This window comes from Arminella tubonensis, from assembly GCF_003240585.1.
In the GTDB taxonomy this organism is placed as follows: Bacteria; Pseudomonadota; Alphaproteobacteria; order Rhizobiales; family Rhizobiaceae; genus Rhizobium; species Rhizobium tubonense.
Map to the genome: position 1 here is coordinate 184347 of NZ_PCDP01000001.1, position 20899 is coordinate 205245.

21 protein-coding genes are annotated in these 20899 nt (G+C 58.9%); 8 read left to right on the forward strand and 13 right to left on the reverse strand.

Going from position 1 to position 20899, the window contains the following annotated elements:
- Positions 1–147: 147 nt before the first annotated feature.
- Positions 148–1134 carry an aldo/keto reductase gene (locus tag CPY51_RS00970; protein WP_111158180.1) on the forward strand — a complete coding sequence of 329 codons (987 nt, stop codon included), beginning with the start codon at positions 148–150 and terminating at the stop codon, positions 1132–1134.
- 100 nt (positions 1135–1234) lie between these two features.
- On the opposite strand, the gene hupB is transcribed toward CPY51_RS00970, so the two are convergent.
- The 4 genes from hupB to clpP form a co-directional block, all read right to left on the reverse strand.
- A complete protein-coding gene (gene hupB, locus CPY51_RS00975; protein ID WP_111158181.1) occupies positions 1235–1510 on the reverse strand; it encodes a DNA-binding protein HupB in 276 nt (91 codons plus the stop codon).
- 204 nt (positions 1511–1714) lie between these two features.
- Positions 1715–4135 carry an endopeptidase La gene (gene lon / locus CPY51_RS00980; RefSeq protein ID WP_111158182.1) on the reverse strand — a complete coding sequence of 807 codons (2421 nt, stop codon included), beginning with the start codon at positions 4133–4135 and terminating at the stop codon, positions 1715–1717.
- A gap of 411 nt (positions 4136–4546) precedes the next feature.
- A complete protein-coding gene (gene clpX, locus CPY51_RS00990; RefSeq protein WP_111158184.1) occupies positions 4547–5824 on the reverse strand; it encodes an ATP-dependent Clp protease ATP-binding subunit ClpX in 1278 nt (425 codons plus the stop codon).
- Between the two features lie 399 nt (positions 5825–6223).
- Complete coding sequence (clpP, locus tag CPY51_RS00995; protein ID WP_111158185.1) at positions 6224–6856, reverse strand: ATP-dependent Clp endopeptidase proteolytic subunit ClpP; 633 nt, start codon at positions 6854–6856, stop codon at positions 6224–6226.
- Positions 6857–7246: 390 nt separating this feature from the next.
- Between clpP and CPY51_RS01000 the strand changes: the two genes are divergently transcribed.
- Positions 7247–8500 (forward strand): GGDEF domain-containing protein, encoded by a 1254-nt coding sequence (locus CPY51_RS01000; protein WP_111158186.1) that lies wholly within the window; start codon positions 7247–7249, stop codon positions 8498–8500.
- Positions 8501–8547: 47 nt separating this feature from the next.
- Positions 8548–9792: a cytochrome P450 gene (locus tag CPY51_RS01005; protein ID WP_111158187.1), complete on the forward strand. Its 1245-nt coding sequence runs from the start codon at positions 8548–8550 to the stop codon at positions 9790–9792.
- 127 nt (positions 9793–9919) lie between these two features.
- On the opposite strand, the gene pstB is transcribed toward CPY51_RS01005, so the two are convergent.
- From pstB to CPY51_RS01040, 7 genes are all read right to left on the reverse strand, one after another.
- Positions 9920–10756 (reverse strand): phosphate ABC transporter ATP-binding protein PstB, encoded by an 837-nt coding sequence (gene pstB, locus CPY51_RS01010; RefSeq protein ID WP_111158188.1) that lies wholly within the window; start codon positions 10754–10756, stop codon positions 9920–9922.
- Between the two features lie 29 nt (positions 10757–10785).
- Complete coding sequence (pstA, locus tag CPY51_RS01015; RefSeq protein WP_111158189.1) at positions 10786–11637, reverse strand: phosphate ABC transporter permease PstA; 852 nt, start codon at positions 11635–11637, stop codon at positions 10786–10788.
- An 11-nt stretch (positions 11638–11648) separates the two neighbouring features.
- Positions 11649–12620 (reverse strand): phosphate ABC transporter permease subunit PstC, encoded by a 972-nt coding sequence (gene pstC / locus CPY51_RS01020; protein WP_111158190.1) that lies wholly within the window; start codon positions 12618–12620, stop codon positions 11649–11651.
- Positions 12621–12691: 71 nt separating this feature from the next.
- Positions 12692–13717 carry a phosphate ABC transporter substrate-binding protein PstS gene (gene pstS, locus CPY51_RS01025; RefSeq protein WP_111158191.1) on the reverse strand — a complete coding sequence of 342 codons (1026 nt, stop codon included), beginning with the start codon at positions 13715–13717 and terminating at the stop codon, positions 12692–12694.
- Positions 13718–13994: 277 nt separating this feature from the next.
- Positions 13995–14339: a cupin domain-containing protein gene (locus tag CPY51_RS01030; RefSeq protein WP_111158192.1), complete on the reverse strand. Its 345-nt coding sequence runs from the start codon at positions 14337–14339 to the stop codon at positions 13995–13997.
- 50 nt (positions 14340–14389) lie between these two features.
- A complete protein-coding gene (locus CPY51_RS01035) occupies positions 14390–15673 on the reverse strand; it encodes an O-acetylhomoserine aminocarboxypropyltransferase (protein WP_111158193.1) in 1284 nt (427 codons plus the stop codon).
- Positions 15674–15803: 130 nt separating this feature from the next.
- On the reverse strand, positions 15804–16235 hold the full coding sequence (locus CPY51_RS01040) for a CoA-binding protein (RefSeq protein ID WP_111158194.1): 432 nt from the start codon (positions 16233–16235) through the stop codon (positions 15804–15806).
- 111 nt (positions 16236–16346) lie between these two features.
- Here CPY51_RS01040 and CPY51_RS01045 point away from each other — a divergent pair, with 111 nt between their 5' ends.
- From CPY51_RS01045 to rpsI, 4 genes are all read left to right on the forward strand, one after another.
- Complete coding sequence (locus tag CPY51_RS01045) at positions 16347–16673, forward strand: hypothetical protein (RefSeq protein ID WP_111158195.1); 327 nt, start codon at positions 16347–16349, stop codon at positions 16671–16673.
- Between the two features lie 404 nt (positions 16674–17077).
- The gene (locus CPY51_RS01050) at positions 17078–17914 is read left to right on the forward strand and encodes an EamA family transporter (protein ID WP_111158196.1); all 837 of its coding nucleotides are present in this window, start codon (positions 17078–17080) and stop codon (positions 17912–17914) included.
- Between the two features lie 247 nt (positions 17915–18161).
- Positions 18162–18626, forward strand: coding sequence for a 50S ribosomal protein L13 (gene rplM, locus CPY51_RS01055; protein WP_111158197.1), 465 nt, complete (start codon positions 18162–18164; stop codon positions 18624–18626).
- Positions 18627–18628: 2 nt separating this feature from the next.
- Positions 18629–19096, forward strand: a complete 468-nt coding sequence (gene rpsI / locus CPY51_RS01060) for a 30S ribosomal protein S9 (protein ID WP_111158198.1) — start codon at positions 18629–18631, stop codon at positions 19094–19096.
- Between the two features lie 79 nt (positions 19097–19175).
- Here the strand turns inward: rpsI and CPY51_RS01065 are convergent, their stop codons facing one another.
- A complete protein-coding gene (locus CPY51_RS01065; protein ID WP_111158199.1) occupies positions 19176–19811 on the reverse strand; it encodes an NrsF family protein in 636 nt (211 codons plus the stop codon).
- Entirely contained in the window at positions 19798–20364 is a 567-nt protein-coding gene (locus CPY51_RS01070) for a sigma-70 family RNA polymerase sigma factor (RefSeq protein ID WP_111158200.1), read from the reverse strand. Before CPY51_RS01070 ends, CPY51_RS01065 begins: the two co-directional genes overlap by 14 nt.
- A gap of 250 nt (positions 20365–20614) precedes the next feature.
- Here CPY51_RS01070 and CPY51_RS01075 point away from each other — a divergent pair, with 250 nt between their 5' ends.
- Positions 20615–20887, forward strand: coding sequence for a BufA1 family periplasmic bufferin-type metallophore (locus tag CPY51_RS01075; protein WP_111158201.1), 273 nt, complete (start codon positions 20615–20617; stop codon positions 20885–20887).
- Positions 20888–20899 lie beyond the last annotated feature (12 nt).

A 20899-nucleotide genomic window follows, 5' to 3' on the forward strand; every position in this document is an offset into this window, starting at 1 on the left:
ACGGCTTCCGCTGTTCATCCCGGGCTTTCCCGCGTTGTTTCGTGTTGTCATCCGCCTATGTCATGACATTGCGATATGTGGTCGATTGCCCGGCAGCGGCTCGGCTGCTACTGCCAAGGCCATCCAATGCAAACGGAGGATTTTCTCATGAAACATCACGCATTCGGCCGCACGCCCTTCATCGTCAGCGATGTCGGCTTCGGCGCCTGGCAGATCGGCGGCGCCTGGGGCGATGTCAGCGAAGCGGACGGTCGCGCCGCACTCAATGCGGCGCTCGACGCGGGCATGACATTCATCGACACGGCCGACGTCTATGGCGACGGTCGCTCCGAGAAGATCATCGCCGATGTGCTGAAAAGCCGCGGCGGCCAACGCCCGATGGTGGCGACCAAGGCTGGCCGACGCCTCAACCCGCATGTCGCCGACGGCTACACCAAGGCCAATCTCGAGGGCTTCATCGACCGCAGCCTCAAGAACCTGGGTGTCGAAAGCCTCGACCTGGTACAGCTGCATTGCCCGCCGACCGAGGTGCTCTATCGGCCTGACGTGTTCGAAGGGCTGAACGACCTGCAGAAGGCCGGCAAGATCAAGGGCTACGGTGTCAGCGTCTCGACCGTTGAAGAGGGGCTCAAGGCGATCGAATTCCCCGGCGTCGTCAGCATCCAGATCATCTACAACATCTTCCGCCAGCGCCCCTCCGACCTGTTTTTCCAGGAAGCAAGCCGCAAGGAAATTGCCGTCATCGTCCGCGTGCCGCTGGCCAGCGGCCTGTTGTCCGGGAAGATCACCCGGGACACCAAGTTTGCGAGCGATGATCACCGCAACTTCAATCGCAATGGCGAGGCGTTCGACGTTGGCGAGACCTTCGCCGGTGTCCCGTTCGAGGTGGGTCTCCAGGCAGTCGAGGAAGTGCGCAGGCTTGTACCAGCCGGTGCGAGCATGGCGGCCTTTGCCTTGCGCTGGATACTGATGAGCGACGCGGTCACCGTGGTCATCCCCGGCGCCCGCAATGCCGAGCAGGCCAAGGCCAATGCAGCGGCTGCAAGCCTTTCGCCGCTTTCGGCCGATGTCATGACGGCGACCCGGGAAATCTACGACCGTTTGATTGCGCCGCACGTTCACCAGCGCTGGTAGACGAAAAAAGGGTCCGGCGCGAGCCGGACCCTCTTTCAACTCTGCTGACCATCTGCCGCCGACGGCGACGTCAGGCAGCGACGGTCAGACGAGAATGGATTCAGCCGTTGACGGCTTCCTTCAGACCCTTGCCGGGTGTGAACTTCGGCACGTTGCGCGCAGCGATATCGACTTCAGCGCCGGTCGACGGATTGCGGCCCTTGCTGGCTGCACGGTGCGAAACGGTGAAGCTGCCAAAACCGGCCAGGCGAACGTCGCCGCCGTTCTTCAGTTCGCCCTGGACGGCGTCGAAAACAGCGTCCACAGCAGATGCTGCGTCAGCCTTGGTGATGCCAGCCTTTTCAGCAACTGCGGACACGAGTTCATTCTTGTTCATGTTTCCATCCCTTTCTTCTGGTATGAAACGACTCATCTGTAAGCCGGGCGCAGAATACGTATGCTCAGGCCCGCCGCAACCCAAAAGCCCTGCAAAATAAGGAAAAGCAAGCGCTCTGGTGGAGTTTTCACAAAAAAGGCCGGCATAAATGCCGGCCTTTTCCGCGTTTCTTTCCAATTTGTCATAAATGTGGCAACCGCTGGCTTAGTGAGCCAATGTCTGCCCCAGATCGTCCACACCTTCGACCGTGGCTATGACGGGCGTTTCGATCGATCCGTCCCACTCAATCGGCTCCGGTCTGCGGATCAGCGCATGCTTGATCACCTCGCCCATACGGGAAACGGGAATGATCTCCATGTTGTTCTTCACGTTGTCCGGGATCTCCGCCAGGTCCTTGGCGTTTTCTTCCGGGATCAGAACAGTCTTGATACCGCCCCGCAGGGCAGCAAGCAGCTTTTCCTTCAGTCCGCCAATCGGCAGCACGCGACCTCGAAGCGTGATCTCGCCGGTCATTGCGACATCCTTGTTGACGGGGATGCCTGTCATGATCGAGACGATCGCAGTCGCCATCGCGACGCCAGCCGACGGACCATCCTTCGGCGTTGCCGCTTCAGGAACGTGGACGTGGATGTCGCTCTTGTCGAAGCGCGGCGGCTCGATGCCGAAATCGACGGCACGCGAACGGACATAGGATGCCGCCGCGGAGATCGATTCCTTCATCACTTCCTTCAGATTGCCGGTGACCGTCATGCGGCCCTTGCCCGGCATCATCACCCCTTCGATCGTCAGCAACTCGCCGCCGACCTCGGTCCATGCGAGACCCGTTACGACACCGACCTGATCCTCGCGCTCGGCTTCGCCATGGCGGAACCGTGGAACGCCCAGATACTGGTCGATATTCGCCGCAGTCACGGCGATCGACTTGGACTTGCCGCGGATGATTTCAGTCACGGCCTTGCGGGCCAGCTTCATCAACTCGCGCTCGAAGTTACGAACGCCTGCTTCGCGGGTATACTGCTGGCTGATCGCCATCAGGGCGTCGTCGCTGACGGAGAATTCCTCCGGCTGCAGCGCATGCTCCTTGATGGCCTTCGGCAGCAGGTGCCGCTTGGCGATTTCGCGCTTCTCGTCCTCGGTGTAGCCGGCGATACGGATGACTTCCATGCGGTCCATCAGGGGCGCCGGGATATTCAGCGTATTGGCGGTCGTGATGAACATCACGTCGGACAGATCGTATTCGACTTCAAGGTAGTGGTCCATGAAGGTCGAGTTCTGCGCCGGGTCCAGCACTTCAAGCAAAGCCGATGACGGGTCGCCACGGAAATCCATGCCCATCTTGTCGATCTCGTCGAGCAGGAAGAGCGGGTTGGACTTCTTTGCCTTCTTCATCGACTGGATGACCTTGCCGGGCATCGAACCGATATAAGTGCGGCGGTGGCCACGGATTTCGGCTTCGTCGCGAACGCCGCCGAGCGCCATGCGTACATATTCACGGCCGGTCGCCTTGGCGATCGACTGGGCAAGCGAGGTCTTGCCGACGCCGGGAGGGCCGACGAGGCACAAGATAGGACCCTTCAGCTTCGAGGCGCGGGCCTGCACGGCCAGATACTCGACGATGCGTTCCTTGACCTTGTCCAGGCCGAAGTGATCCGCTTCCAGCACCTTCTCGGCAGCCGCGAGATCGACCTTGACCTTGGACTTCTTGTTCCACGGAATGCCAAGCAACCAGTCGAGATAATTGCGCACGACGGTTGCTTCCGCAGACATCGGGCTCATCTGACGCAGCTTCTTCAGCTCGGCATCGGCCTTTTCACGGGCTTCCTTGGACAGCTTGGTCTTGGCGATGCGGTCTTCCAGCTCGGCCATCTCGTCGCGGCCTTCCTCGCCGTCGCCGAGCTCCTTCTGGATCGCCTTCATCTGTTCGTTCAGGTAGTATTCGCGCTGGGTCTTCTCCATCTGGCGCTTGACGCGCGAGCGGATACGCTTTTCGACCTGCAGAACCGAAATCTCGCCTTCCATGAAGCCGAGCGCCTTTTCCAGGCGGCCCTTGACGCTGGTTGTTTCCAGCATTTCCTGCTTTTCAGTGATCTTGATCGACAGATGCGACGCGACCGTATCGGCGAGCTTCGAGTAATCGTCGATCTGGCTTGCGGCGCCAACCACTTCCGGCGAAATCTTCTTGTTGAGCTTCACATAGCTCTCGAACTCCGAAACGACGGAACGGCTAAGCGCTTCGAGTTCGACCTGATCCTCATCAGGCTCTTCGAGCGTATGACCCATGGCTTCGTAGAAGTCTTCGCGAGCGGTGTAGTTGTCGATCTCGGCGCGGGCGCGGCCTTCGACCAGCACCTTCACCGTACCGTCCGGCAGCTTCAGGAGCTGCAGCACGTTGGCAACCGTACCGACCTTGTGAATGGCATCGGGTGCCGGATCATCGTCGCTGGCGTTGATCTGGGTGACGAGCATGATCTGCTTGTCGGAACCCATCACTTCTTCCAGGGCACGGATCGACTTTTCCCGTCCGACGAACAACGGCACAATCATGTGGGGGAAAACCACGATGTCGCGCAACGGCAATACCGGATAGGCAATGCTCTCGTTAGCCGCAGAGGTTTTCTTCGTCATATCAATTCCTTTCCATCGTCCCGTTTCCGGGCTCTCTGCCGGCCTTATGTCGGAAAGGCCAGCTTCTCTCACTTGGGTTAGAAGTGGAGCTTCACGCTGTCGATTTCAAGCCATGCATCATGCCCGCCGCTCGGGATTGTGTCGGGCATATTACAATGGGAACACATAAACTCACATGGAACAACCGGCTCTCCAAAAACGCTACCGGTGACCGGGGCAAACAGGGCTTTCGACCTGTTCGCCGACGCATACAGAATCATTCCATCATCGCCGCGACTTCAATTCTTCGCAACGGCTCGACCTGCGTTACGGCCACCTTATCCCGAACCTTATCAGAAAACTGCGCGATTTTTCAAATAGAAAGGGGCCCGTCGATGACGAGCCCCAGAATGGTCCGGAATACGGCAAGTATCAGGCGGTAGCGTTCGCCTTCTCTTCCTGCCGGTCGGCATAGATGTAAAGCGGACGGGCGGAGCCGCGAACGACCTCTTCCGAGATCACGACTTCGCGAACGCCTTCCAGAGCCGGCAGTTCGAACATCGTATCGAGCAGGATCTTCTCCATGATCGACCGAAGGCCGCGAGCACCCGTCTTGCGGATGATGGCCCGGCGAGCGATCTCGCGAAGGGCGTCCTCGTGGAAGTTCAGTTCCACGTCTTCCATCTCGAACAGGCGCTGATACTGCTTCACCAGCGCATTTTTCGGCTCCGACAGGATCTGGATCAGTGCGTCGGCGTCAAGATCCTCTAGCGTCGCCAGAACAGGCAGACGGCCGATGAATTCCGGTATCAGGCCGAACTTGACCAGATCTTCCGGCTCCAGTTCGCGGAGCACTTCGCCGACCCGGCGATCGTCCGCTGACTTGACCGAAGCACTAAAGCCGATCGAGGTTTTTTCGCCACGGGCAGAAATGATCTTGTCGAGACCGGCAAAGGCGCCGCCGCAGATGAACAGGATGTTCGTCGTGTCGACCTGCAGGAATTCCTGCTGCGGGTGCTTGCGTCCGCCCTGGGGCGGTACGGAGGCGACCGTGCCTTCCATGATCTTCAGCAATGCCTGCTGCACGCCCTCGCCCGACACGTCGCGGGTAATCGACGGGTTGTCGGACTTGCGCGAAATCTTGTCGACTTCGTCGATATAGACGATGCCGCGCTGCGCGCGCTCGACGTTGTAGTCGGCGGACTGGAGAAGCTTCAGGATGATGTTTTCGACGTCTTCGCCGACATAGCCGGCTTCGGTCAGCGTCGTCGCATCGGCCATGGTGAACGGCACGTCGATGATGCGGGCCAGCGTCTGGGCGAGATAGGTCTTGCCGCAACCTGTCGGGCCGACGAGCAGGATGTTCGACTTCGACAGTTCGACATCGCCGTTCTTCGAGGCGTGCGCCAGGCGCTTGTAATGGTTGTGAACGGCAACGGACAGGATCTTCTTGGCCTGTCTCTGGCCGATGACGTATTCGTCGAGAACCTTGATGATGTCCTGCGGCGTCGGAACGCCATCGCGGGACTTGACCATCGAAGATTTGTTTTCTTCACGGATGATGTCCATGCAAAGTTCGACGCATTCATCGCAGATGAACACCGTCGGTCCGGCAATCAGCTTGCGGACTTCGTGCTGGCTCTTGCCGCAGAATGAACAATACAGGGTATTCTTGGAGTCACCGCCGTTGCTGCCGCTGACTTTGCTCATATCACTTTCCTTCCAGCACGCCGCATTTCCAGATCGAAATGGCGGTCCACTCAATGCGCCCGCCGACCGTGCTCCATGAATTGGAGCTCTTGCCGGTGAAGGCGCTCCTCGGGGTACTGAACGAGGCCCACACAATCATGTCCGGGCCTCGGTGGCAACGAATTCCCCTTCGAATGCCGAACGCTATGTCATAAAAACTCTACATAGCATTAACACTTACTATTACCGTGTTCCGTACCAGATTAAACCCCTATTCAATCACAAATGGGATAGAACTGTGGCGCGGAAGACACCGTCCCGTGGATAATGAAGCCATTGCCCTGGGGATAATGAAGGCATTACCACCGGGACGATGAAGACATCACCATGTGGACGATGAAGACATCACCATGTGGATGATCACGCGGCGGCATCGCCTTCCATTTCAGCACGCGACGTCAGCACCTTGTCGACCAGACCCCAGTCCTTTGCCTCTTCGGCGGACATGAAGTGATCGCGATCGAGCGTCTGCTCGACTTCCTCGTAGGTGCGGCCGCAATGCTTTTCGTAGATTTCGTTCAGGCGACGCTTCATCTTGATGATGTCGCGGGCGTGACGCTCGATATCGGACGCCTGCCCCTGGAAACCACCTGAGGGCTGGTGAACCATGATGCGGGAATTCGGTGTCGTGAAGCGCATGTCCTTGTCGCCGGCTGCGAGCAGCAGCGAGCCCATGGAGGCTGCCTGGCCGATGCAGAGCGTCGACACGGCAGGCTTGATGAACTGCATCGTGTCATAGATCGCCATGCCGGCGGTGACGACGCCGCCAGGGGAGTTGATGTATAGCGCGATTTCCTTCTTAGGATTTTCAGCTTCGAGGAAGAGCAACTGGGCGCAGACCAGCGTCGCCATGTGATCCTCGACCTGGCCGGTCAGGAAGATGATGCGTTCCTTCAACAGGCGCGAATAGATGTCATAGGACCGTTCGCCGCGATTGGTCTGCTCCACGACCATCGGCACCAGAGCCATAGCGGTATCGACTGGATTTCTCATTTGCGTCCTTTGTCAAACTTGCACCCGACGGCGAAAACGCCGGGAATCGAATAAAAATCTGTCACCCCTACATAGAGTGTCCCTGCCCTGCACTTCAAGACGCGCAAAGGGATAACGTCAAGAACCGTATTGCCGGCGGGGCGACCTCAGATAGGGTTTCCAGCGGCTTTCTTCCAGATAGCAATTAATGTGCGGTTAGCCTGCGCCATCACGGCCAGTTTTTCTCGGCTGCAGGTGAAGGAAGGGTGAACGCCTTCCCGACAACCTCTGATTTACCTTGCGCCGGAAAAAATCGCCTGAGGGGGCCTCAGAGCAGGACTTCGTCACGCGCGTAAAGGACTTGCCAACCTATATCGGTATTGATGGAGCGGTGCAGGAGAAACGACCGCAGTGTTCAACATCACGACAGGACTGACCATCTGGTGCTCAGAGGCTGTGACGCTCGCGGCAGTGCTACTGCTTGCCTGGCACCACGACCGGAAGGCCTGGGTGTATCTGATGTGGTCTCTGGGTCTAGTCACCAGCGCCATCGGCTTTGCGCTCGTCGCCGCGAGCGGCTTTCTCCCAAGTCTCCTTTCCATCGGGATCGGCAACGCGCTGGCGCTCCTGGGCGAAAGTGCATGGATTGCCGGATTCTACCTCATGGATCGGCGAAAGCCCGAATGGTCGGCGCTGCTGCCTCCGGCAATCTGGCTGGCCGGCATCTTCCTGCCTTGGGTGAGCGAGAGCTTTGCCAATCGCGTCGTGCTCTACAATCTCGCCGGAGCCGCAGGTGCGACATTGCTCGCCGCGGCCGTTCGTCCTTCCAGGTATGGCCGCGAAGCAGTGCGGGTACCGCTTGCCTTCGTCTTCATGGCCTTCGCCTGCCTTTGCTTCTTCGTTGCGCTCGCCATGGTCGTCATGCGACCGTCTGAAACCGCCGCCATGAACTATCGCGCGGTTTCCGCGCTTGGGAGCGCGCTTTTGATAACGATGTCCATCGCCCTCACTGGGCGGCTGCTGATGGAGCGATCCGAACGGCGCCTGCGGGCGCTCACGATAACGGATTCACTGACATCGGTCCTCAACAGGCGCGGACTGCAGGAATCCTTCAGCCAAATGACGGCGAAAGCCGCAGATCCGTCGCGCAAGATCGCAGCACTTCTATTCGACCTCGACCATTTCAAGCGCATCAACGACACTCATGGCCACCAGGCGGGCGACAAGGTGCTGTGCGAATTTTCCCGCATGGCCCGAAAATTCATCCCGCGCGGCGGCGCGTTCGGCCGCATGGGTGGGGAGGAGTTCATCGCGTTTGTCATGGTCGGCGATCAGACGGAGGCGGAGGCGATCGCCGAGCTGATCCGGACTGAATTCTGCCGCGTGCCGCTTCTGGCCGGCACAGCGCTGGTTACAGCCAGCGTAAGCGTTGGTATCGCAATCGCGCCGATGGCGGCGGCAGAATGGGACAGGCTCGTCTCGGCCGCAGATCGCGCCCTTTATGCCGCCAAGCGTGCCGGACGAAATTGCTCGATCGTCTTCAACGAGGAGGAGGCTGCGATGGCGCACGAGCTTCAACCGGATGCGAACAGCGGCGAACTCGTGCCCAGCCTCGATGACCAGATCCACGCGTTGCGCCGCCTGGGCACCCTCTCCGGGAGGTAGGGGGTCGGGCCTTTTCTCCCCGGAATTATTGGGGTAATCCTCGGACCATGATGATACCCCCCTTTCTTTCCATCGATGCAGCCGCGCGCCGCGTTTCCCTTGACGCCAGCAACCCGGCTTTCTACAGCAACCCGAACGCGGTCTATGCGGCGCTCCACGCCCACTGTCCTACCTTCTACTGGGAACAGCAGAAGCAGTGGTATTTCACCGGGTACGACCATGTGAACGGCCTTTTGCGCGACCGACGCTTCGGGCGGCAGATCCTGCATATCGCGACGCGCGAAGAGCTCGGGATGGCGGAACCTCTGCCCCACCTGAAGAACTTTGATCTTGCCGAACGGCATTCGCTTCTGGAGATCGAGCCTCCGGAACACACGCGGCTCAGAACCCTCGTCAATCGCGCCTTCGTCTCGCGTCATGTCGAGAAGATGAAGCCTGAGATCGCCGAACTTGCCAACCGGCTGATCGATGAATTCCAGCACAAGGGCCAAGTCGAACTCCTGTCCGCTTTCGCCGATGTGATCCCCGTCACGATGATATCCCGGATGATCGGCATTCCCGAAGAAATGGGGCCGCAACTGCTGAAATGGTCGCATTCCTATGTGCGCATGTACATGTTCGGCCGGACCCGCCACGACGAGGATGCGGCAGACCAGGCTGCGGCGGAGTTCGCCGACTATGTGAAAACGGTGATCCGCGAGCGCCGGGCCAATCCGCGCGACGATCTCCTGACCCATATGATCACCACCGAACGCAGAGGTCAGTACCTGACCGACGAGGAACTCGTTTCGACAACGATCGTGCTGCTCAATGCCGGCCATGAGGCGACCGTCCACCAAATCGGCAACTCCGTCCGCGCCATTCTCGAAAGCGGCCATTCTCCGGAGGACATCTTCAAGGACGATGCCGCGACGGAACGCGCGGTCGGGGAAACGCTGCGCATCTGCGCGCCTGTCCATATTTTTCAGCGATGGGCGCTGGAGCCGGCCGAGATCGACGGCGTCTCCTTCCAGCGCGGCGACAAGGTGGCGATGATCCTGGCCGCCGCCAATCTCGATCCGACCAAATTCTCCGATCCGCTCGCCTTCAAGCCGGACCGACAGGAGGCGCCGAACCTGTCATTCGGCGCAGGCATCCACTTCTGCATCGGCGCGCCGCTGGCCCGGCTGGAGCTCAATATCGCGCTGCCCATTCTCTTCAGGCGGTTGCCTGGGTTGAAGTTGTCGAGGGCGCCTGAGGTCAAGGACGTCTATCACTTCCACGGGCTGAACAAGCTTGAGCTGGCGTGGTGAACGAAGCGAGATAAGGGAATCCATCGAATCCCTTATCCAATCTTCCTCAAGTCATGATCAATGTGCCTGAACGCAAAAATGGCGCGCCCTTGGGCACGCCATTCGAAAGCACGACGAAGCTTGGATATCAGCCGTAGCGACCGGTGATGTAGTCTTCCGTGCGCTTGGTCTTCGGCGCCTGGAATATCTGTTCGGTCTGACCGTATTCCACCAGTTCGCCGAGATACATGAAGGCGGTGTTATCAGAGATGCGGCTTGCCTGCTGCATGTTGTGCGTGACGATGACGACCGTGAAATCGCGCTTCAGCTGAGAAACCAGTTCCTCGATCTTGGCGGTCGAGATCGGGTCGAGAGCCGAGGTCGGCTCGTCGAGCAGCAGGACTTCGGGGCGAAGAGCAATGGCGCGCGCGATACAGAGGCGCTGCTGCTGACCGCCGGAAAGGCTAAGTCCGCTCTGGTGCAGCTTTTCTTTCACTTCGCTCCATAACGCGGTTTCCGTCAGCGCCGCTTCGACGCGGGCGTCCATTTCCGCCCTGGAGACCTTCTCATATAGCCGAATGCCGAAAGCGACGTTTTCATAGATCGACATCGGGAACGGCGTGGGCTTTTGAAACACCATGCCGACCTTGGCGCGCAAAGCGTTCAGATCGACGTCCTTGGTGAGAATACTGTTGCCGTCCAGCAGAATCTCGCCCCCAACCGTCTGGCCCGGATAGAGATCATACATCCGATTGAAAGTGCGCAACAGCGTGGACTTACCGCAACCCGAAGGGCCGATGAAGGCGGTGACCGCATTTTTGCGGATGTCCATATTCACACCCTTCAGAACGCGATGACCGTTCTGATAGGTAAAATCGAGGTTCTTCACTTCAAGTTTCGCGAGCGTTGCGAGACCCGACCGGGAAACGGCGTCCTTCCCCGGCTGTGCGGCGACGCGCTCGAAATTGTTATCGCTCATGTTCATGGTTGCATTCCTATCGTTCGGCAGCTGCGTCACTGGCGGCGCCCACTCAAGACACGGGCAAGGATGTTGATGGCAAGGATGGTAAGGGTGATAATCAGTGCGCCGGCCCAGGCAAGTTGCTTGAGATCCTCGCCGGCATCGGCGGCGAGCGTGTTGATGGCAACCGGCAGCGTGGCGATCGGACCGGTCAGGCTCGAATTCATGAATTTGCTGTAACCGGCCGTAAAGAGAAGCGGCGCGGTTTCGCCGCTGATACGGGCGACGGCCAACAGGATGCCGGTGAGGATGCCCGCCCAGGCGGAACGGTAGATCACCATCGTCATGGACTTCCAGCGCGGCGCGCCGAGTGCTGCGGTCGCCTCACGAAGCGAATTTGGCACCAGCAACAGCATGTCCTGCGTCGTGCGGTTAACGACCGGAAGGGCGATCAACGCCAGCGCGAGGATGCCGGCAATGGCAGAGTTGCCGTGCATGGGTACAACCACGGCGCCATAGACGAACACGCCGATGATGATCGAAGGCGCGGACAGCAGGATGTCGTTGAGGAATTTAGCGACCTCGGCAAGCTTGGAGCCGTTGGCATATTCAACCAGATAGGTGCCGGCGAGAATGCCGATCGGTGCGGCGATCAGGATGGCAAGGCCGGTGACCAGCGCGGTGCCGTAGATGGCGTTGATCAGGCCGCCGCGCGAGCCCTGGGCCGGGATCGACATGGTGAACACGTCGAGGCTGAGCGCCGATACGCCGCGGTAAAGCAAGCTTACAAGGATCACGCTGAGAAAGAACAGGCCGACGATGGCCGCAAGGAAGCACAAGGCCATCATCACCCGGTTCTTCCCATAGCGCCGCGACACGATATTCTGACGAATTGCATTTTCCATGGGTTCTTTCCTCAAAGCGAATCGACGCGACCGATCATCCATCTCGCCACCGCAAGCACGCAGAAGGAAAGGACGAACAGGAGCAGGCCGAGCGCCATCAGGCTCGACAATTGCAGACCGTCGGCATCGCCGAAATTATTCGCGATCTGGGCGGAAATGGTGGTGGACGGCGAGATGATCGACGCCTGCAGACGGCTCACCGAGCCGATAACGAAGGTGACGGCCATGGTTTCGCCAAGCGCGCGGCCAAGACCGAGCATGATGCCGCCGACGAGGCCGCGACGTGTATAGGGGATCAGGATGTAGCGAGCCACTTCCCAAGTGGTCATACCCGTGCCGTAAGCGGATTCACGCAGCATTGGCGGCACGGTGCTGAACACGTCACGCGAGATGGCGGTTATGAACGGCAGGATCATGATGGACAGCACGAGGCTTGCCGTCAACAGGCCGACGCCCGGCGCCGGTGGCTGGAACAGCAGGCCGATCAACGGCACCTGGCCGATCGTCATCATAAGGAAGGGCAGGACATAGGTCTGCATCAACGGCACGAGAATGAACAGACCGACGATGCCGTAGATGATAGAGGGAACGCCGGCCAAAAGCTCGATGGCCGTACTGATCGGACGTCGCAGGTTGCCGGGGCAAAGTTCCGTGAGGAAGATGGCGATACCGATGCCCAGAGGAACGGCAATCAGCATGGCGATGAGCGAGCTCACCAATGTGCCGACCAAGGCCGGCACAGCACCAAAGATATCGGCGGGAGCGCTCCACTTCGTGCCCCAAAGGAACGAAAACCCGAAGGTCTGGAAGGTCGGCAAGGCTTCGATGACAAGAACCACAAGGATTGCCAGCAGCAAAAGCACGACAAGAGAAGCCGAGCCAAGCGTCATAAAATAGAAAATCCGATCCTGTATCCGGAATTTCCTGGTGCTGGCGCTGGTATCCACTGCCTGGAATCCAGCCGTCTCAATCGCGTCGGCCATCGATTTCCCCTTGTCCTGTCACGAAAGGCGGACAGGGCCAAACCCTGTCCGCCGCAACTTCTCAGCCGAAATTACTTCGTGCCGAAGTCCTTCTTCCAGGACTCTTGGACAACCTTAACAACGGCTTCCGGAACAGGAAGGTAGGACAGGCCAGTCGCTTCCTTCTGGCCCTTCTCATAGGCCCACTTGAAGAATTTCAGGGCTTCATCGTTGGCAGCGGCATCGGCCGGCTTCTTGTAAAGCATGACCCAGGTCGAAGCTGCAATCGGCCAGCTCTTTTCGCCCGGCTGATTGGTGACGATCAGGTTGAAGTTCTTGGCATGGGCCCAATCGGCGCTCGAAGCAGCAGCCTCGAACGTATTGAGGCTCGGCTCGATAACCTTGCCGGCAGCATTCTTCATCTTCGCAAAACCGATGTGGTTGGCAACGACGTAGGAATATTCGACGTAGGAGATCGAACCAGCCGTCTGGTTGACAGTGGTGGAAACGCCTTCAGAACCCTTAGCGCCGAAGCCGACCGGCCATTCGACCGTCGTGTTCGAACCAGCCTTTTCCTTCCACTCCGGCGAAACCTTCGACAGGTAATCGGTGAAGTTGAAGGTCGTGCCCGAGCTGTCGGCGCGATAAACGACTGATATCGCCGTGGAAGGCAGCTTCAGGTTGGGGTTGAGGGCCTTGATGGCCGCGTCGTCCCACTTTGCAATCTTGCCAAGAAAGATGTCGGCCAGCGTCTTGCCGTCGAGAACGAGTTCGCCCGGCTTTACGCCGTCGATGTTATAGGAAACGACGATGCCGCCGGAGATCATCGGGAACTGGGCAACGCCGTTCTTCTCGAGGTCAGCGTCGCTCATCGGCTTGTCCGAAGCGGCGAATACGATGGTCTTGTCGAGGAGCTGCTTGATGCCGGCGCCCGAACCGACCGACTGGTAGTTGACGGCGTTGTTCGTCGCAGCCTTATAGTTTTCGGCCCACTTGGACATAACCGGCGCGATGAAGCTCGAGCCGGCGCCGGTGAGGTCGGCAGCCGAGGCCGAAGCAGCCATGGCGACGACGAGGCCTGCGGAAAGGCAAAGCGAACGGAATTTATGGTCGATCATGATGAATTCACTTCCTCAAGTGATGAAAGGATGGCGAGGGAGCAGGCGCATGGATAGCCAGATGGTTCATTGGACGCGTCAATCTCCCAGCGACAGGGATGGCTCTATAGCCGCAATGTTTCAGTTTGATGACATTTCCATGAAAGCCGAATGACACGTTTTTTCCGGGACTAAGCACGCCGATGCGAGGCCACGTTTAAGCGGGCTAAACGCCTGGTTAACAACATTAGCAATTTCGAATAAAAATGGGCCGTCGCTCGCTCGATCGAACCATCGGCTACAGTCGGATCACATAGTCCTTACGAGTCGTTTCAATCACTTCCCAGGTTCCCCTGAAGCCAGGTCTCAAGATCATCCGGTCGCCAGCGCGCAAGTGGGTAGCCTCGCCGCCGTCTTCCGTGACGACCGAATACCCCTCAAGAACGTGGAAATATTCCCATTCGTCATAGACGATGCGCCACTTGCCCGGGGTCGCTTCCCATATGCCGGCATAGAGGCCGCCCTCGGCTTCCTCCACATTCCAAGTCGTGAATTGGGGAGCGCCGGAGACGAGGCGATCGGCGGCCGGCGTACCCGTCTCCGGCTCGATCCCGGCGGTATCCAATTTCAGATAAGTTGGCATACTTTCCCCCCGATGCCGCGACCGCAAATGGTCGCAGCGGCATCCTTTCACTATATCTTCGACAACGACTGCTCGAGGTCGGCGATGATGTCCTTCACATCCTCGATACCGACCGACAGCCGGACGACATCAGGGCCGGCGCCGGCGATGATCTTCTGTTCGTCGGTCAGTTGCTTGTGCGTGGTCGATGCCGGATGGATCACCAGCGAGCGCGTATCGCCGATATTGGCGAGGTGGGAAAACAGCTCCAATCCTTCGACGAGCGTCTTGCCTGCGGGATAGCCGCCCTTCAGGCCGAACGTGAAGACGGAACCGGCGCCCTTCGGCGAATAGCGCTTCTGGAGTGCGTAGTTGGGATCATCCTCGAGGCCGGCATAGTTCACCCAGGCCACTTTCTCATGCGTCTTCAGCCAGCGGGCGACGGCAATGGCGTTGTCGCTATGGCGCTGCATTCTAAGCGGCAGCGTCTCTATACCGGTGAGGATGAGGAACGCATTGAAAGGCGAAATGGCGGGGCCTAGGTCGCGCAGGCCAAGAACGCGGCAGGCTATGGCAAAGGCGAAATTGCCGAATGTGGAATGCAGCACGATGCCATTATATTCGGGACGGGGCTCCGACAGCATCGGATAGTTTCCCGACGCCGACCAGTCGAAGGTGCCGCCGTCGACGATGGCGCCGCCCATAGAATTGCCGTGTCCGCCCATGAATTTGGTCAGCGAGTGAATGATGATATCGGCGCCGTGTTCGAGCGGGCGAATGAGGTATGGGCTCGCCATGGTGTTGTCGACGATCAACGGCAGGCCGTGCTTCTTTGCGACCGCAGCGATGGCTGCGATATCGACGAAGGTGCCGCCGGGATTGGCGAGGCTCTCAATGAAGATGCCGCGCGTCCGGTCGTCGATCTGGTTCTCGAAGGTCGTCGGGTCTGCCGGGTCGGCCCAGCGAACCTGCCAGTCGAAGTTCTTGAAGGCATGGCCGAACTGGTTGATCGAACCACCGTAGAGTCTGTTGGCGACGACGAAATTACTGCCCGGCTGCATGATGGTGTGAAAGACGAGCATCTGCGCCGCGTGGCCTGATGCCACCGCAAGACCTGCCGTGCCCCCCTCGAGCGCTGCCACCCTCTCCTCAAGTACAGCCTGCGTCGGGTTCATGATGCGGGTGTAGATATTGCCGAACTGCTGCAACCCGAACAATGCGGCTGCATGGTCGGAATCCTGGAAAACGAAAGATGTTGTTTGGTAGATCGGGGTTGCACGTGCCCCGGTGGTCGGATCCGGTTGCGCGCCTGCGTGGATCGCCAGCGTATCGAAGCCAGGTTTATTGGTCGCCATCATATCCTCCCGTGGCTCTTTATCCGAGCGTGGAGGATCATATCGTCTCGAGCGGCAAAGTTAACCGCGATATTACCCCGATTGCGCGCTGTCGTAGAAAATCCATCGCCCAATGTCGCGGGTGACAGTCTCAGGCAGCCAGCAGACGCGGGATTTCTATGGCAGGACACCGGTCCATCACGACCTTGATTCCGGCTGCTTCCGCCACTGCCGCCGCCGCATCGTTGCGAATTTCCAGCTGGCCCCAGATAACGGACGGAAGCGGCTTGAGCGCCAACGCCTCGTCCACGACGGAATATAGAAATTCCTGCGCGCGGAAGACATCGATCATATCGACGGGCTCGGGGATGTCCCCAAGTTTGGCGTAGACGGTCTGGCCCAGTATCTCTTTTCCCGCCTGCCCGGGATTGATGGGAATAACGCGATATCCCCTGGACAGCAGGTAGCCCATGACCTCATTACTCGGGCGCAAAGCGTTGGGCGATGCACCGACGAGCGCGATGGTCTTCACGCTTCGCAAAATATCGGCGATATAGGAATTGTCATAGTGATCATGGTTCATCTCGACCCTCCTCCGGCTTCGATCACGACTGCGTTCACGCCCTGATCCGGGTGAACTTTTTCGGCAGATCAAACGTATATAGGGATCATAGTCGAAGTCAGGATCATCCCGATGAAAAAGATTGTTCTGCTTGGTCTGGTCGTCGCCTCTACGGCAGCGACCCCGGCGCTCGCCATCAACCGATACAACGCCCTGTCCTACACCTGCCCCCAGGCCCAGGCGCTGATTTTGCGGGAACGCGCGGTCATCCTGCGCTATCCGGCCGAGCGCGTTAGAAACATGACGCTGTACGATCGATTTGTCGCAGACCGCGATGCCTGCGACATCGGCTTTTACGCTTACCGGACCTACATCCCGACAAAGGGAGACCAGAGCTGCCCGGTCTACATATGCCGCCCATCGTCCGATTTCGATCACCACCGCATAATCATACCTTGATCCGCATTTGCCGTGGACCGTTCCCGTGCTGGAAGGCCGTGCGCATCGCATGGTTTAGTTACTGTTCTCTAATTTTGATTCTGTGAAATGGTGGCCATCGTGTCGTTTTGGAACAGCGTCGGGAACACGGTGTTATCCGACCTGCGCGATGCCATAATATACCCGTTATATGCATGTTTTGTTCACGTACTTATTAGTAACATCTCATAGTTGAGTAGCAAGCCTTGAAAAGTAATCTGGGATGGTGCGGCGCACAATTCAGATTCAACGCACGTAAAGGTAGATTTCAGAAGCAGTCATGTTTCGCAAAATAAGTTGCCTTTCGTGCTATTGCCGATCATATGGCGCGGATATTTCCACATGCGGCCACATTGCTGCCTGCACCAACAAGTTCCGAGGTATCCGTGTCCGTCGATGTGATCGCCTTCGTTCTCTTCGGCGCGCTGCTTCACGCCACCTGGAATGCGATCATCAAGGCCGGGACCAACAAATCCCTCGATGCGGCATTGGTATCGGCCGGCGGCGCGGTCACCGCCCTGCCGTTTCTGGCTTTCCTGCCCTATCCCCTCCCCGCGGCGTGGCCATTCATCGGCGCGTCCGCCATCCTGCAGTTCATGTATTTCCAGCTGGTGGCAGCCGCCTACCGCGCCGGCGACATCGGGCTCGTCTATCCACTGATGCGCGGTGTCGCCCCGCTGATCATCGTCGCGACCAGCGGCTTCATTCTGCAGGAGACGCTGTCCGGAGGGGCGCTCATCGGCGTCATGACGATCTGCGCCGGTATCCTGACGCTTGCCTTCGAAGCCCGAAAAGGTGGCCGGCATGCGATCATGCTGGCGCTTGCCAATGCCTGCGTCATCGCCACCTATACCTATGTCGACGGCATCGGGGCACGCCGTGCCGGCAATCCCATTTCATATACGCTCTGGATGGCACTGTTGCCGCCGGTGCTGTTGTTCGCCTGGGCGATCTCGCGTCGCGGCGTCTATGCGGTCGCGGCCCATGTTCGTTACAACTGGTGGCGCGGACTGATCGGCGGCGGCGGCTCGATCGCTTCCTACGGCATCGCGCTCTGGGCGATGACCAAGGCGCCGGTCGCAACTGTCGCGGCATTGCGCGAAAGCTCGATCCTTTTCGCGCTGGTGATTTCGGTGGTCGTGCTGAAGGAAAAATCGAGCATCTGGCGCTATATCGCCGGCGCCATCATCGCCGCCGGCGTGCTGATTTTAAGGCTGAGGTGAGATGCAATTCCGGCAAATAATGTGGTACCATAATACCGTATATTCAACTAGTTGATTTTGTTACGGAATTTTTCCAATCGTCCAAATTATCGATATTGACCTGTTCGCGCCAACATCTTATAAGCCGCACCAGATCGCAGCCTTCCGGGGCTGCTTTCTTTTTGACGTGAGCTCGCTCGCGTCAATTCAAGCAACAAGAAACGCCCTGATGCCTTCGGGTCAAGGGTCCTAAAAGAGAGTATACAACATGGCAACCTTCTCCCAGAAGCCTGCAGAGGTGGAGAAGAAGTGGGTGCTCATCGACGCCGAAGGGCTCGTCGTTGGCCGTCTCGCTTCTATCATCGCAATGCGTCTGCGCGGCAAGCATAAGCCGACCTTTACACCGCATGTCGACGACGGCGACAATGTCATCGTCATCAATGCCGACAAGGTCGTATTCACCGGCAAGAAGTACGAAGACAAGGTTTACTACTGGCACACCGGTTATGCCGGCGGCATCAAGGAGCGTACGGCTCGCCAGCTGATCGAAGGCCGCTTTCCGGAGCGCGTTCTCGAAAAGGCTGTTGAACGCATGGTTCCGCGCGGCCCGCTCGGCCGTCGCCAGATGAAGAACCTGCGCGTCTATGCCGGTTCGAACCATCCCCATGAAGCTCAGCAGCCCGTCTCTCTCGACGTTGCAGCGCTGAACAGCAAGAACACAAGGAGCGCCTGATAATGGCTGACCTCTCTTCCCTGAAGGATCTCGGCACGTCGTCGGAAGCAGCTGCTCCGGTTCACGTTCGCAAGGTCGACTCGCTCGGACGCTCGTATGCGACCGGCAAGCGCAAGAACGCGGTTGCCCGCGTATGGTTGAAGCCGGGTTCCGGCAAGATCATCATCAACGGCAAGGACTACCTCGCATACTTCGCACGCCCGGTTCTGCAGATGATCCTGCGCCAGCCGATCGTTGCTGCTGCTCGCGATGGCCAGTTCGACATCATCGCAACGGTTGCCGGCGGCGGTCTTTCCGGCCAGGCCGGTGCTGTTCGTCACGGTCTGTCCAAGGCCCTCACCTACTTCGAGCCGGGCCTGCGTCCGGTCCTGAAGAAGGGTGGCTTCCTGACCCGCGACAGCCGTGTGGTCGAACGTAAAAAGTACGGCAAGGCCAAGGCCCGTCGTTCGTTCCAGTTCTCCAAGCGTTAATCGCTTCGATATCCAAATTTGCAAAAGGCCGGGTTTCTACCCGGCCTTTTCGTTTGTACAGCGTTGAAATATTCGATCGCTACCAGCGCAGCAGTTTCGATCCGGCGATGTAGCCGACCAGGGTGACGAGCGCGATTGCGATCGGATACCAGAGCGCGACGAACAGCGGGCTGTCGTCCGTGCAGTTCGAAGCATAGAAGGTGGCGGCGATGCCGCTTGCGGCAAGGCCGGCAACCGCACCGGCGATGCCGGGCCTTTCCGGCGCGCCCTGCCTCAGCGCGAAGAGGAAGCAGGCGAGCGGCCCGATCGACAGAAGCGGAATGAAGGTCAGGCAGAAGCGGGCGTTGTGGCCGACCATGCGTGCGCTCCAGCTATCTGCCGGCATGACAGCCATTTCAGTGAAAACCGCTGCAGCAAGCAAAAGCGGCGCAGCGACAAGCGCCCAGCCCCAGAGCTTGAGCGGAACACCGGGGCGGCCGATCCTGTAGACCAGGCTGAACGCAGTCGCTGCCAGGGCGATCGTGAAGACGAACTTGAAGAGGAAGCGGTTCGTCTGGATGGCAGTTGCTATGTCGTCGCGAAAGCCGATGCCAGCGAAGAACATCGCGCCTGAAATCAGAATGCCGACCCCCGCCGCAAGCGCCAACGTCCGCCCGATCCGGGAGCGAACCGGCGCATCCTGCGCTAGAAGGTTGATGAAGTCATTGGTCTCCACTAATTTCACTCCGATACAAGGCGGCCAGCGCCTTCAAGGCCCGGTGCAGCGCCACGCGCACCGCACCTTCCGTCATTTTCAGTCGATCAGCCGTTTCGCGGACACTGGTACCCTCGACTGAAATCGAGCGAACGATCGTGCGCTGCGGATCCTTCAGCAGCGCCAACATGTGATCGACATCGAGCCGATCCAGGGCGTCGACCTGTTCTTCCGCCTCCAGTGTCGCGATGACATCGTCGATGGGTATGTTCACGTGACGCCCGCGCCGACGCAGGCTGTCGATCATCTTGTTGCGGACGATCGTCGATATCCACGGGCCGATCGGACGCGAAGCATCCCATGTCCCGCGCTTCAGATGGATCGCCAGCAGCACTTCCTGCACCACGTCTTCCGCCTCGCTCAGCGGCGCGCCAAAATGATCGCAACGCCTGCGCGCCATGGCCCGCAGATGCGGCGTCACGGCGGACAGGAAGCGGTGATAGGCTTGCGTATCGCCAGCCATAGCCGCGCGCATCCAGTCCGCCCACTCTCTTTCGCGCGCCGAATAATTCATTCAGCACTTCTCACTACGGCGAAACACACGGTTTTGTTACCGGCAGCGGCCATATTTCTCAGCTTTGTCGCGCAGCCGGATATCTGCACGCATCGTTCCCACATACGTCGCTCTCCCTCGATGCGCCTTTGATATCGTAACAATTCCGTTTTTGAAATTTTTTTCGCCCAGCGTGTAATGTTTGCCGAGAGCGCTCCGTAGACGTCGATGCAAGCCAATAACGGCTCGCATTTGTTACGGAGATAAAATCATGAAGACCAGCATCATCACTCTGGCACTTGCCGGTTCGCTTGCTTCCGCTCTCGCATCCGTTGCGGCAGTGCCTGCCTCCGCTGCCGATACCTCGAAGGAAAAGTGCTACGGCGTTGCTCTCAAGGGCCAGAACGATTGCGCGGCCGGCAAACATGATTGCGCCGGCAAGTCGAAGGTCAACTACGACAAGATGTCCTTCAAGCTGGTTCCGACCGGCTCCTGCGTCTCGATGAAGACCCCCAAGGGCCACGGCTCGCTGACGGCGGCCTGATCTATCGCCGAC